A 13,468-nucleotide genomic window follows, 5' to 3' on the forward strand; every position below is an offset into this window, starting at 1 on the left:
CACTCAATAAACAAAAGTAAAAACTCAACTTGATGCTATTCTGCGGCAGTTAAGTGGCGTTAAAATGCGCAATGCTCACGCAATATAGTTAAGGGAGTTAAGTGAATGCAGCGTTCGGGGTTTAACAACGCCAGGGTACGTCAGGCGAATAAACAGATTTTTTTGTCTCACCTGTGGCGGGAAAAGCAGCTCAGCAAGTCACAGCTGGCGCAGCTAACCGGCCTGTCGATCCCGGCGGTTAGCAATATCCTCGAAGAGCTGATGGATGAAGGGAGAATCAGTCATTCACGAGAAACCTTAAGTCAGCGCGGTTTGAGCAGCGGCAGCTATCATTTGCCAGAAAAAGGCGCCTGGACGCTGTGTATCAACGTCACTCCCACCAGCATCACCAGCCAACTGGCGGACGCGCGGCTGGTTGCCGTTGGCGACTGGCAGCATGAAGTCATCAACCCCGAATCGCCAAAAGCGCTGCTGACAGCATTGGCGGCGCACTGGCGGGAATACCGTCGGCAATTTCCTGATGTCACGATTAATCTGGCGCTTGGCGTTCACGGTCAGGTTGATCCGATAACCGGCGCTTCAAAAACCATGCCTCAGGCCCCGTGGAAAACACCGGTGGAAATAAAATATCTGCTGGAGGAGATGCTCGGCGTACAGGTCCGGCTGGACAATGACTGCGTAATGCTGGCACTGGCAGAAAAATGGCAAAATCCGGCGGCTAACGGTGATTTTTGCGTGATTAACGTTGATTACGGTATTGGTTCATCGTTTGTGATAAACGATAACATCTGGCGCGGTAGTCTGTACGGCAGCGGTCAGATTGGACATACCATCATTCATCCCGATGGCGTCGCCTGTGACTGTGGCCGTTATGGTTGTCTGGAAACGGTGGCGTCACTGAGCGCATTGAAAAAGCAGGCCCGCGTGTGGATGAAATCGCAACCGTCATCCCTTTACGACCCGGAAACGCTCACCACTGACCAGCTTATTGCTGCCTGGCAGAACGGTGATGTCCGCATTCAGGCCTGGGCCGAACATGCCGCCAGCGCCATCGGACTGAGCTTGTATAATTTCTTGAATATACTGAATATTAATCAAATATGGTTGTATGGCCGTAGCTGCGCGTTTGGCGATAGCTGGCTCAATACGCTGGTACAACAAACCGGTTTTAACCCGTTCGATCACGGCGACAACCCGCGTGCCAGAGCCACACAGATAAGCTTCGGTCAGCTTAATCGCGCCCAGCAACTTATGGGAATTGGCTATCTGTATGTCGAGTCACAGCTTAGCGAGCTTTAGCCATCACTCCGTCAGGCTCACCGCTAAACGTTCATGTACCGTGGCGATAAAATCGGTCAATGCTGGTTTGATTGGCCCTTTTTTCCACGCCATCAGCAGAGCAATGGTCGGGACATCGCCAACAATAGGGCGAAAAACCACCTGCCCGGTATTAAAATTATTCATATAACCGGGTATCAAAGTCACCCCCAGCCCCATGCCGACCAGGTTCATGGTCACCAGAATATTGGTCGCCACCTGCACAATATTCGGCTGGCATTTTTGCTGCTGAAACCAGTTTTTAACAATCATCGCTAATGCGCCGGAATAAGCGGGATCGGTGCTAACAAAATTCACGCCGTGCAGTTGTTCCGCCGAGATCGCCTGCTCATTGGCTAACGGATGATCCACCGGTAACACCACCACCAGCGGCTCATGAATCAGTTCCAGGTAGTCCAGCTCCGGGCTGTACACCGGGTGACGCATTAAGCCCACGTCCAGCTCTCCGCAGAGGATCTTCTCTTCCTGCTCTGTGGTTATCAGACTCACCAACTCAATATGCGTATCCGGTTGTTTTAAACGAAACAAGGGCAGCACCTTCGGCAACAAATTGACCTCTGCGGAAGGGACAAAGCCGATAGCGAAATGATTATCTTCCTGCACCGTTTTACGGGCGCGAACTTTCGCGTTTTCCGCCTGTTCAAGGATCGCCAGCGCGTCCTGTAAAAAGCACTCCCCCGCCGCCGTCAGCGCAACTTTGCGCTTATCCCGCACCAGTAATGGAACCCCCACGCAGGTTTCCAGATCGCGGATCTGGCTGCTTAACGACGGCTGAGAGGTATGCAGTTTTTCTGCCGCTCGGGTGAAATTCAGCGCCTGCGCCACCGCGACAAAATAGCGTAAGTGCCTCAGTTCCATGTCCTTCTCCTTGTTATCGAAAAAATGTCTCAACTGGTAGAAATTTACTATTTCACAGATTGATAACTAACCAGCAACATCCTTATGGCACAAAAAATGAAGGTCAATACATCTTAGCTTTCAGGATTAAAAAATATGACCACACCCTCAAATTTAGACATCTACCAACTGATCGACACGCAAAACGGTCGCGTAACCCCACGAATTTATACCGACCCTGAAATTTACCAACTGGAGCTGGAGCGCATCTTCGGACGATGCTGGCTATTTCTCGCCCACGAAAGCCAAATCCCCAAGCCCGGTGATTTCTTTAACACTTATATGGGCGAGGACGCCGTGGTGGTGGTGCGCCAGAAAGACGGCAGCATCAAAGCGTTTCTTAACCAGTGTCGCCACCGCGCGATGCGCGTCAGCTACGCCGATTGTGGAAACACCCGCGCCTTTACCTGCCCGTATCACGGCTGGTCGTACGGTATTAACGGCGAGTTAATCGATGTTCCGCTGGAGCCTCGTGCTTACCCGCAAGGGCTGTGCAAATCGCACTGGGGGTTGAACGAAGTCGCGTGCGTCGAGAGCTATAAAGGACTGATTTTCGGCAACTGGGACACCAGCGCACCTAACCTGCGCGATTATCTCGGCGACATCGCCTGGTATCTCGACGGTGTACTCGATCGCCGTGAAGGCGGCACCGAAATCGTCGGCGGTGTACAGAAGTGGACCATCGACTGTAACTGGAAATTCCCCGCCGAGCAGTTCGCCAGCGACCAGTATCACGCGCTGTTCAGTCATGCCTCCGCCGTGCAGGTACTGGGCGCGAAGGACGACGGCAGCGATAAGCGCCTTGGCGACGGCCAAACCGCCCGCCCGGTGTGGGAAACCGCCAAAGATGCGTTGCAATTCGGTCAGGATGGGCACGGCAGCGGATTTTTCTTTACTGAAAATCCAGATGCCAACGTCTGGGTCGATGGTGAAGTCTCCAGCTACTACCGCGATACCTACGCGGAAGCTGAGCAGCGTCTGGGGAAGGTTCGCGCCCTGCGCCTGGCCGGTCACAACAACATTTTCCCAACGCTTTCCTGGCTCAACGGTACTGCCACCTTACGAGTCTGGCATCCACGCGGACCGGATCAGGTTGAAGTGTGGGCGTTCTGCATTACCGATAAAGCCGCCTCTGATGACGTGAAAGCCGCCTTTGAAAACAGCGCCACCCGGGCTTTTGGCCCCGCCGGATTCCTTGAGCAAGACGACTCGGAAAACTGGTGTGAAATTCAAAAACTGCTGAAAGGCCATCGGGCGCGCAATAGCAAACTGTGTCTGGAGATGGGGCTAGGCCAGGAGAAACGCCGTGAAGACGGTATCCCGGGGATCACCAACTACATCTTTTCGGAAACCGCCGCGCGCGGTATGTACCAACGTTGGGCCGATTTACTCAGCAGCGAAAGCTGGCAGGAAGTACACGAGAAAACCGCCGCTTACCAGCAGGAGGTGATGAAATGAGCACCTTAGTTTCCCTGGAGCTACACCACCGCATTACGCAGTTTCTCTACCATGAAGCCAGCCTGCTGGATGACTGGAAGTTTCGCGACTGGCTGGCACAGTTGGATGACAATATTCGCTACACCATGCGCACGACGGTTAATGCCCAGACGCGCGACCGTCGCAAAGGCGTGCAGCCGCCAACCACGTGGATTTTCAACGACAACAAAGACCAGCTCGAACGTCGTATTGCGCGGCTGGAAACCGGGATGGCCTGGGCGGAGGAGCCGCCGTCGCGAACCCGGCACCTGATCGGCAACTGCCAGGTCAGTGAAACCGGGGTTCCCGACGTCTTCACCGTGCGTCTCAACTATCTGCTGTATCGCGCGCAAAAAGAACGAGATGAAACCTTTTACGTCGGCATGCGCGTGGACAAAGTGCGCCGTTTGCCGGGCGATGAGTGGCGCCTGTTGGAGCGTGAGATCGTACTGGATCAAGCGGTGATCACCTCCCATAACCTGAGTGTACTGTTCTGATGAGTCGTGTTTATGCCTGTCCCGTAGGGGATTTGCCGGAGGGTGAAGCGCTCCGGCTTGATACCTCGCCCGTCATCGCGCTGTTCAACGTTGGCGGCGAGTTTTACGCCATTAACGATCGCTGTAGCCACGGTAACGCCTCGATGTCGGAAGGCTATCTGGAAGACGACGCTACGGTGGAATGCCCACTGCATGCCGCCAGCTTTTGTCTGAAAACCGGCAAGGCGTTGTGCTTACCTGCCACCGATCCGCTCACCACCTACGCGGTACATGTGGAAGGCGGCGAGGTGTTTATTGATTTACCCGAGGAAGCCTGATGAGCGATTTACGCGATAACGTGGTCTTTATCACCGGCGGTGGCTCCGGTCTTGGCCTGGCGCTGGTCGAGCGCTTTATTGAGGAAGGTGCGCAGGTCGCCACCCTGGAGCTTTCACCGGCCAAAGTCACCAGCCTACGGCAGCGCTTTGGTGAGCACGTGCTGGCTGTGGAAGGCAACGTCACCCGCTATGCCGATTATCAGCGCGCGGTGGAGCACATTCTGACGCGTTACGGCACGCTGGACTGTTTTATCGGTAACGCGGGAATATGGGATCACAACGCCTCGCTGGTCAATACACCTGCCGACGCGCTGGAGAGCGGTTTTCATGAGCTGTTTAACGTCAACGTGTTGGGTTATCTGCTGGGCGCGAAAGCCTGCGCCCCCGCGCTTATCGCCAGCGAAGGCAGCATCATCTTCACCCTTTCCAACGCGGCGTGGTATCCCGGCGGTGGCGGGCCTTTGTATACCGCCTCGAAACATGCCGCTACCGGGCTGATTCGCCAGCTAGCCTACGAGCTGGCGCCAAAGGTGCGGGTTAACGGCGTCGGACCGTGCGGCATGGCCACCGACCTACGCGGCCCGCAGGCGCTGGGCCAAAACGATACGTCGATTATGCAGTCGCTGACGCCGGAAAAAATCGCCGCTATTTTGCCGCTGCAGTTTTTCCCTGAGCCTGCAGATTTTACCGGCCCGTATGTGATGCTGGCGTCAAAGCGTAACAACCGCACATTGAGCGGCGTGATGATCAATGCCGACGCAGGTCTCGGCATTCGCGGTATTCGTCACGTTGCCGGCGGACTGGATCTCTGAGGGGGGCATTATGAGCCATAAAATTATCGCGATTATCGGCGGTGGTCAGGCCGCGGCAATGGCTGCCGCCTCACTGCGCCAGCAGGGATTCGACGGCGAACTACATCTGTTTTCTGATGAGCTGCATCTGCCCTATGAACGCCCGCCACTTTCCAAAGCGATGCTGCTGGACGAAAATCCTCAGCTTCAGCCAGTACTCCCCGCAAACTGGTGGCGGGAAAACAACGTACAGCTGCATCTGGGCGTCACGCTACGTCACATTAACCGCACGGCTCGCACGCTGACGCTCGCCGATGGCCAGACCTACCGCTGGTCGCAGTTGCTGCTGGCGACCGGTGCCGCCGCCAGGCCGCTGCCGCTACTGGATAAACTGGGCGAACGCTGCTTTACCCTGCGCCATGCCGCTGATGCCGAGCGCCTGCGCGACATTTTGTTACCGGGCAAGTCGATGGTGATTGTCGGTGCGGGCACCATTGGTCTGGAACTGGCGGCCAGCGCTACTCAGCGCGGCTGTCGGGTAACCGTTGTTGAAATGGGACCGTCAGTGATGGGCCGCAACGCACCTGCTCCGGTGCGCGACTACCTGCTAGCCCACCACCAACTTGCGGGCGTGCGGGTACTGCTTAACAGCGCAATTGAGCATGCCAAAGCGGGAGAACGTCTCTCGCTCACCCTGCAAAACGGCGAAACGCTGCAGGCTGATGCGGTGATCTATGGTATCGGTATCGTGGCGAACGACATACTGGCTCGCGAAGCGGGGCTGGAGACGGCGAACGGTATTATCGTTGATACCGCCTGCACCACCTCCGATCCCGCGATTTACGCTGCCGGTGACGTGGCGATAACGCGCCTGCCCGACGGTTCGTTAGTTCGTGTGGAAAGCTGGGAAAATGCCAATAATCAGGCGCAGATTGCCGCCGCCGCAATACTGAACCTGCCGTTGCCCCAGAAGACGCCAGGCTGGTTCTGGACCGACCAATATCGCGATAATTTACAGTTTATTGGCGAAATGCAGGGAGAGAGCTGGCTCGTACGCGGCGATTCAGATGGGCAGAAAGCAATATGGTTTAACCTACAGGATGGCGTGATTGTCGGGGCAGTAACGTTAAATCAGGGCCGAGAAATACGTTTATTGAGAAAATGGATTCAGGCAAAGAAAAAGCCGCCAGTGGCGGCTTTAATCGATGAAACAATCTTGCTTAAGTCAATATAACTGCCGGATGGCACTTCGTTTATCCGGCCTACATGTGAGTTGCCTGTAGGCCGGATAAGATGTTTACACCGCTACCCGGCAATCCGTATTACTTACGCGTAAACCGGGAAGCGTGCGCAGATATCCAGCACTTTACCTTTGACGCGCTCGATAACGGCTTCGTCATTGATGTTGTCCAGAACGTCACACATCCAGCCAGCCAGTTCTTTCACTTCCGCTTCTTTGAAGCCACGGCGAGTCACGGCCGGAGAACCGATACGGATACCGGAAGTCACAAACGGGCTCTTCGGATCGTTCGGCACGCTGTTTTTGTTCACGGTGATGTTAGCACGGCCCAGCGCAGCGTCAGCTTCTTTACCGGTCAGGTTTTTATCAACCAGATCCAGCAGGAACAGGTGGTTTTCAGTACCGCCAGAAACCACTTTGTAGCCACGGTTCAGGAACACTTCCACCATCGCTTTGGCATTTTTGGCAACCTGCTGCTGGTAAACCTTGAACTCAGGCTCCATCGCTTCTTTCAGCGCCACGGCTTTCGCTGCGATCACGTGCATCAGCGGGCCGCCCTGCGCGCTTGGGAACACAGCGGAGTTCAGTTTTTTGTACAGCTCTTCGTCACCGCCTTTCGCCAGGATCAGGCCGCCGCGCGGACCCGCCAGGGTTTTGTGGGTGGTGGTGGTCACAACGTGTGCGTGTGGAACCGGGTTCGGGTAAACGTCTGCGGCAATCAGGCCAGCAACGTGCGCCATGTCAACGAACAGATATGCGCCGATGCTGTCAGCAATTTCACGCATTTTTGCCCAGTCAACAACGCCGGAATAAGCAGAGAAGCCACCGATGATCATCTTCGGCTTGTGCTCTTTGGCCTGCTTAGCCATGTCTTCGTAGTCAATTTTACCGGACTCATCAATACCGTAAGGGATGATGTTGTACAGTTTGCCGGAGAAGTTAACCGGGGAGCCGTGAGTCAGGTGGCCGCCTTGCGCCAGGTTCATACCCAGAACGGTATCGCCCGGTTGCAGCAGAGCGGTGTACACAGCAAAGTTAGCCTGAGAGCCGGAGTGCGGCTGTACGTTGGCGTAGTCAGCGCCAAACAGCTCTTTTGCACGATCGATAGCCAGTTGCTCAACGATATCAACGTACTCGCAACCGCCGTAGTAGCGCTTGCCCGGATAACCTTCAGCGTATTTGTTGGTCAGCTGAGAACCCTGCGCCTGCATAACACGCGGGCTGGTGTAGTTTTCGGAGGCGATCAGTTCGATGTGCTCTTCCTGACGTACTTTTTCCTGCTCCATAGCCTGCCACAGTTCGGCATCATAATCGGCAATGTTCATTTCACGCTTTAACATCCGCATCTCCTGACTCAGCTAACAATAGAATTTCGGCCTAAAAAGGCAGTCCCGTTGGACGACGGCCAACAGTATAACTGAATCATTCTTCGATAACAGGTCTTGACAAAGGATTTTACGCAAACGATTACCTTCACGGCACGCAAGGCTTTGCAGAACAAAGGTCTGCTGAATTTCAACGGATTTCTTTTCAGGTTTGTGATGCAGATTTTTCACGATGTAACCTTTACAACGCAAAGTTACAAAGAACCATTTACAATGCAGGGGTATTTTTTATAAGATGCATTTGACATACATCATTAAAGTCTCAGATAAAGGAAGACCGTATGCTTGACGCACAAACCATCGCTACAGTGAAAGCCACTATTCCCCTGCTGGTTGAAACAGGCCCGAAGCTGACCGCCCATTTTTACGATCGCATGTTTACGCACAACCCAGAGCTGAAAGAAATCTTCAACATGAGTAATCAGCGTAATGGCGATCAGCGTGAAGCGCTGTTTAACGCCATTGCCGCGTATGCCAGCAATATCGAAAATCTGGCGGCACTGTTGCCGGCCGTAGAGAAAATCGCGCAGAAGCATACCAGCTTCCAGATTAAACCGGAGCAGTACAACATCGTGGGTGGCCATTTGCTGGCAACGCTGGACGAAATGTTCAGCCCAGGCCAGGAGGTTCTGGATGCGTGGGGTAAAGCATACGGCGTGCTGGCGAACGTTTTCATCAACCGTGAAGCGCAAATCTACAGCGAAAATGCCACTAAAAATGGCGGCTGGGAAGGTACCCGTCCTTTCCGCATCGTGGCAAAAACCCCGCGTAGTGCACTCATCACCAGCTTTGAGTTTGAGCCTGTCGACGGTGGCGCAGTGGCTGAATATCATCCGGGGCAATACCTGGGCGTCTGGCTGAAGCCTGAAGGTTTCCAGCATCAGGAAATTCGTCAGTACTCACTGACCCGTAAACCAGATGGCAAAGGCTATCGAATTGCCGTTAAGCGTGAAGACGGTGGCCAGGTTTCCACCTGGCTGCACAACCATGCGAATGTTGGTGACGTTGTTCACTTAGCCGCACCTGCGGGCGATTTCTTTATGGATGTCGCGACCGACACCCCTGTATCTTTGATTTCCGCAGGCGTTGGGCAGACCCCGATGCTGGCGATGCTGGATACGCTGGCAAAAGCGAATCATACCGCGCAGGTTAACTGGTTCCACGCGGCGGAAAATGGCGATGTACATGCCTTCGCCGATGAAGTGCATGAACTGGGCAAAACGCTGCCACGCTTTAGCGCACATACCTGGTATCGTGAGCCAACCGAAGCCGATCGCGCGAAAGGTGCGTTTGATAGCGTTGGTCTGATGGATTTGAACAAACTGGAAGGCGCAATCAGCGATCCGGCGATGCAGTTCTACCTGTGCGGGCCGGTGGGCTTTATGCAGTTTGCCGCGAAGCAACTGGTCGGTCTGGGCGTGAAAAACGAGAACATTCATTACGAATGCTTCGGCCCACATAAAGTCTTGTAATATATTACGCGAGTAGGCCGGATAAGGCGTTTACGCCGCCATCCGGCAACCACTCTGCCTGATGCGCTACGCTTATCAGGCCTACAAATTAACGGCGCGGCTTAGATTGCCGCGTCGTCTTCTTCACCGGTACGGATACGAATAACCCGCGCCACGTCGAAGACAAAAATCTTACCGTCACCGATTTTGCCGGTCTGGGCAGTACGAATAATAGTGTCAACGCAGGTATCGACGATATCGTCGGTGACCACAATTTCAATTTTTACCTTCGGCAGAAAATCCACCATATATTCCGCGCCACGGTACAGCTCGGTATGGCCCTTCTGACGGCCAAACCCTTTCACTTCCGTTACAGTCATACCGGTAATGCCAACTTCCGCCAGCGCTTCGCGGACGTCGTCCAGCTTGAAGGGTTTAATAATCGCATCAATTTTTTTCATGGTTTTCCTGTCGTTTTTATCGCGTAACCGGTTGCTCACCGTATCATAAATCAGTCGTATTTACGGTGCTACTCTTTAAAGTCGTTTGCATCCAGCTCGTGTCGAGAAAGCAATTTGTAGAATTCGGTGCGGTTGCGCCCCGCCATTCGCGCAGCGTGGGTTACATTACCCTTGGTGATTTGCAGCAACTTACGCAGGTAATTGAGTTCAAACTGGTTACGCGCCTCAACAAAGGTCGGCAGCGCGGTGTTCTCCCCTTCCAGCGCCTGCTCCACCAGCGCATCGCTTATCACCGGCGAAGAGGTCAACGCGACACATTGCTCAATCACGTTGACCAACTGACGCACGTTACCCGGCCAGCTGGCGGTCATTAACCGCTTCATCGCATCGGTCGAAAAGGCGCGCACGAACGGTTTGTGGCGTTCAGCAGACAGGCGTAGCAGATGGTTTGCCAGCAGCGGAATATCTTCCGTACGCTCGGCCAGCGCTGGGATTTTCAGGCTTACCACGTTGAGGCGATAGTACAAATCCTCGCGGAATTCACCTCGCGCCATCGCTTTGGGTAAATCGCGATGAGTGGCAGACACGATTCGTACATCAATGTCGATATCGCGGTTACTACCCAGCGGCCTGACTTTTCGCTCCTGCAATACGCGCAGCAATTTAACCTGCAACGGCGCGGGCATATCGCCAATCTCATCAAGAAACAGCGTCCCACCTTCAGCGGCCTGAAACAACCCTTCGCGATTACTCACCGCACCGGTAAAGGCACCGCGCGCATGACCAAACAGTTCGGACTCGAGCAGTTGTTCCGGCAACGCACCGCAGTTAATGGCAATAAAGGGTTTGTGGCTACGCGGGCTGGCATTGTGAATGGCCTGAGCAAACACTTCTTTTCCGGTGCCGCTTTGGCCGTTAATCAGTACGCTTACGTCCGATTGCGCCACCATCCGCGCCTGTTCCAGCAGCCTCAGCATCAGCGGACTGCGGGTGACGATAGACTCACGCCAGCTGTCATCTGTTGCGGGCGCAGACTGTTCCAGCGCCCCATCGATCGCGTGGTACAACGCGTCTTTATCGACGGGCTTTGTGAGAAAGCTGAACACCCCTTGCTGCGTTGCCGCAACGGCATCAGGGATGGAGCCGTGGGCGGTGAGGATAATTACCGGCATTCCCGGCTGCACTTTCTGGATTTCAGTAAACAGCTGCATGCCGTCCATTTCATCCATGCGCAGATCGCTAATAACCAGATCCACTTTTTCACGGTTCAGCACCCGTAACCCTTCCTGCCCGCTTTCCGCGGTCACGACGCTGTAACCCTCGCTGGTCAGTCGCATGCCAAGTAATTTCAACAGGCCGGGGTCATCATCCACCAGTAGCAGATGCGCGGGCTTACGGCTTATCATGGAGTCACCTCATCGGTAGACGGCGCTGCGCCTTCGTCGTTATCAGGCGCGGTGAGTTTCTCGTTCCCGTGCGCCGCATCAGGGGTGTAGCTCCCGGCAGGTTTGCGCGTGGAAAGCTGGCGTTCAATATCGGTCAGATTCTCCAGCTTACGGGTCGTGAGATCGAGCTGGGACTGCAAATGCTGTTGCTGTTCACGTAGCGTATCGAGATCGCTGTCTGACGTCTGCTGGAGCTTGGTGTAGCGCATACGCTCTTCGGCAAGTTGCAACTGCAACGTCTGACCGCTGCGCCAGACCTGATACAGCGGGCGTACCTGTGGCGGAATTTGCGGGCTTAACGCGTCGAGGCGCGTAACAGCCTCTCGCCTCTCAGGTGGCGTAATGTTGGCGTTATCGAGCAGGATCCCGCGCCTGAAAGCCCCCTGCCAGGTATCTGGCATCAACGTGCTGGCTTCACTACGCGCCTGTACTGGCATCAGGCGATTGGCACAATCCATTGCCCGCAGCCAGTACAGCGGATTAGTCTCTGTGGACTGGTCAGACAGCGTCCAGATATCCGCACAGTCGGTTGCAAGGTAGTCCGTCAGTTGATGAGGCGGAATTTTCTCCTGCGAGGGATCGCCGATAATATGATTCACCGCGTTCGGCACGCAGCCTACCAGCGCCAGGCACGGCAGGCTTGCGAGGATGACGCGGCGGAAAAAATGTCGTTTAAGCATTCGGACAACAACGTGTGGCATACTCACCAGACTTAGGTTTATTTTAGTGATTTTTCGCAGCAGATAGCGGCAATTCTATGCGAAAACAAACGTTTTGCGCATGGTCATCAACCAGATACAGCTTGCCCCGCATACGGCGGATGCAATCTCTGGCAATGCTCAGCCCCAACCCGCTTCCTTTTACCGCCCCTTTTCGCTGATGGCTACCCTGGAAAAAAGGCTCGAAGATCATGGTCTGTTCTGCTTCTGGAATCGGTGTGCCGGTATTCACTACATCAATGTATACCGTTGAGCCATGCAAACTGCTGCGGATCCAAATGTTACCGGATTCAGCGCCGTAGTGCACCGCATTGGAATAAAGATTGTCCAGCACGCTCATCAACAACATCGGTTCTGCCAGACAGGCGTTCACCGCAAGCGCAACATCAGTATGTATCATTTTGGCGCGAGCGGGCAGGCTATGCGCAGAAACAACGCTTTCCACCAGCGGCGCGATGTCCACACTCTCAAGCTCAACCTCGTCATCCGCCAGCTTGCGGTTGTAATCGAGAAGCTGCTCAATCAGCTTTTGCAGGTTGCGGCTACTGTCATCAAGGATACCGACCACCTCTTTTTGCTCCGGCGTTAACGGCCCTACCACCTGATCGGCTAACAGTTCGGTCCCTTCGCGCATGCTCGCCAGCGGCGTTTTCAACTCATGGGAAAGATGGCGTAAAAACTGATGCCGTTGCGATTCAAGCCAGGAGAGACGTTCGCTCAGCCAGATAATGCGCTGCCCCACGGAACGCAGCTCCCGGGGACCGGTAAATAGTACGCTATCGCCCAGCGAGCGCCCTTCCCCCAGACGATTAATCATTTTTTCTATGCCCTTCACCGGACCGATTATCATGCGGGTAAACAGCAGCACCATTGCCAGGCTAACAAGAAACAGCACCAGCGCTTGCCAGCCAAAGAACTGCCCACGTTCGGCTATTTCCTGCTGTAGCTGCTGCCCACGAGAAAAGACGACGGTGCGCGTCGCTTGTACCATCTCAGTATTGGCATTGGCGAACGCTTCCAGCCGTGCTGCCGCCACGCTGTCAGGACCGCTGTTTTTGCACTGCAGCTGCGCGAGATCGTTGATGTCCTGACGCAGCGCCTGATATAGCTTGGTATCCGGCAATACACCCGCATGCGCATCCAACATGTCGCTGTAGCGTTTACGCTGGCTCTGGTAGACCTTAGCCAGCGTTGGGTCATCCAGCACACAATATTGCCGGTAGCTACGCTCCATCTCCAGCGCGGCATTGGTCATCGCTTCACTGCGTCTGGCGTCAATCAGGGTGGTGCGGTTCGTCAGCGCTGCCTGCGCGCTCAGGGCATTCAGACTTTGCCACGCCTGCCAGGCCAAAACTAACAATGGCAGCAGGATAAGCAAAAATGCCAACGTCACCAATTGACGTAAAGATCGGGGGAAAACTGACCAGCGCTTCAAGGCGTTACTCTCAATG

The 13,468-nt window shown here is 54.7% G+C and carries 13 protein-coding genes; 7 read left to right on the forward strand and 6 right to left on the reverse strand.

Features of this window, described 5'->3' with window-relative positions; genetic code table 11:
- Positions 1 to 105 precede the first annotated feature (105 nt).
- Entirely contained in the window at positions 106 to 1,299 is a 1,194-nt protein-coding gene (locus tag E1B03_RS19695; protein ID WP_047409478.1) for an ROK family transcriptional regulator, read from the forward strand.
- 3 nt (positions 1,300 to 1,302) lie between these two features.
- Here E1B03_RS19695 and hcaR read toward each other — a convergent pair whose 3' ends face one another.
- Positions 1,303 to 2,196: a DNA-binding transcriptional regulator HcaR gene (gene hcaR, locus E1B03_RS19700; RefSeq protein ID WP_133086784.1), complete on the reverse strand. Its 894-nt coding sequence runs from the start codon at positions 2,194 to 2,196 to the stop codon at positions 1,303 to 1,305.
- Positions 2,197 to 2,331: 135 nt separating this feature from the next.
- Between hcaR and hcaE the strand changes: the two genes are divergently transcribed.
- Genes hcaE through hcaD form a run of 5 tightly spaced genes read left to right on the forward strand, consistent with a single transcriptional unit; the run spans position 2,332 to position 6,550 of the window.
- On the forward strand, positions 2,332 to 3,693 hold the full coding sequence (gene hcaE, locus E1B03_RS19705; protein WP_103771553.1) for a 3-phenylpropionate/cinnamic acid dioxygenase subunit alpha: 1,362 nt from the start codon (positions 2,332 to 2,334) through the stop codon (positions 3,691 to 3,693).
- On the forward strand, positions 3,690 to 4,208 hold the full coding sequence (gene hcaF / locus E1B03_RS19710; RefSeq protein ID WP_103771552.1) for a 3-phenylpropionate/cinnamic acid dioxygenase subunit beta: 519 nt from the start codon (positions 3,690 to 3,692) through the stop codon (positions 4,206 to 4,208). The genes hcaE and hcaF overlap by 4 nt, the downstream gene beginning before the upstream one ends.
- Positions 4,208 to 4,525 (forward strand): 3-phenylpropionate/cinnamic acid dioxygenase ferredoxin subunit, encoded by a 318-nt coding sequence (hcaC, locus tag E1B03_RS19715; protein ID WP_103771551.1) that lies wholly within the window; start codon positions 4,208 to 4,210, stop codon positions 4,523 to 4,525. The genes hcaF and hcaC overlap by 1 nt, the downstream gene beginning before the upstream one ends.
- On the forward strand, positions 4,525 to 5,337 hold the full coding sequence (hcaB, locus tag E1B03_RS19720) for a 3-phenylpropionate-dihydrodiol/cinnamic acid-dihydrodiol dehydrogenase (RefSeq protein ID WP_103771550.1): 813 nt from the start codon (positions 4,525 to 4,527) through the stop codon (positions 5,335 to 5,337). Before hcaC ends, hcaB begins: the two co-directional genes overlap by 1 nt.
- Positions 5,338 to 5,347: 10 nt before the next feature.
- The gene (gene hcaD / locus E1B03_RS19725; protein WP_133086785.1) at positions 5,348 to 6,550 is read left to right on the forward strand and encodes a phenylpropionate dioxygenase ferredoxin reductase subunit; all 1,203 of its coding nucleotides are present in this window, start codon (positions 5,348 to 5,350) and stop codon (positions 6,548 to 6,550) included.
- A gap of 92 nt (positions 6,551 to 6,642) precedes the next feature.
- Here the strand turns inward: hcaD and glyA are convergent, their stop codons facing one another.
- Positions 6,643 to 7,896 carry a serine hydroxymethyltransferase gene (glyA, locus tag E1B03_RS19730; protein WP_043017209.1) on the reverse strand — a complete coding sequence of 418 codons (1,254 nt, stop codon included), beginning with the start codon at positions 7,894 to 7,896 and terminating at the stop codon, positions 6,643 to 6,645.
- A gap of 326 nt (positions 7,897 to 8,222) precedes the next feature.
- Between glyA and hmpA the strand changes: the two genes are divergently transcribed.
- Positions 8,223 to 9,413, forward strand: a complete 1,191-nt coding sequence (gene hmpA / locus E1B03_RS19735) for an NO-inducible flavohemoprotein (protein WP_133086786.1) — start codon at positions 8,223 to 8,225, stop codon at positions 9,411 to 9,413.
- A 101-nt stretch (positions 9,414 to 9,514) separates the two neighbouring features.
- On the opposite strand, the gene glnB is transcribed toward hmpA, so the two are convergent.
- The 4 genes from glnB to qseE all read right to left on the reverse strand — a co-directional run bounded on the left by glnB (position 9,515) and on the right by qseE (position 13,452).
- Positions 9,515 to 9,853 (reverse strand): nitrogen regulatory protein P-II, encoded by a 339-nt coding sequence (gene glnB, locus E1B03_RS19740; protein WP_002914032.1) that lies wholly within the window; start codon positions 9,851 to 9,853, stop codon positions 9,515 to 9,517.
- Positions 9,854 to 9,921: 68 nt separating this feature from the next.
- Entirely contained in the window at positions 9,922 to 11,256 is a 1,335-nt protein-coding gene (gene glrR, locus E1B03_RS19745; protein ID WP_321190258.1) for a two-component system response regulator GlrR, read from the reverse strand.
- Entirely contained in the window at positions 11,256 to 11,999 is a 744-nt protein-coding gene (gene qseG, locus E1B03_RS19750) for a two-component system QseEF-associated lipoprotein QseG (RefSeq protein WP_103771546.1), read from the reverse strand. Before qseG ends, glrR begins: the two co-directional genes overlap by 1 nt.
- A gap of 22 nt (positions 12,000 to 12,021) precedes the next feature.
- Entirely contained in the window at positions 12,022 to 13,452 is a 1,431-nt protein-coding gene (qseE, locus tag E1B03_RS19755) for a two component system sensor histidine kinase QseE/GlrK (RefSeq protein ID WP_103771545.1), read from the reverse strand.
- Positions 13,453 to 13,468 lie beyond the last annotated feature (16 nt).

The organism is Citrobacter arsenatis (genome assembly GCF_004353845.1).
In the GTDB taxonomy this organism is placed as follows: Bacteria; Pseudomonadota; Gammaproteobacteria; order Enterobacterales; family Enterobacteriaceae; genus Citrobacter; species Citrobacter arsenatis.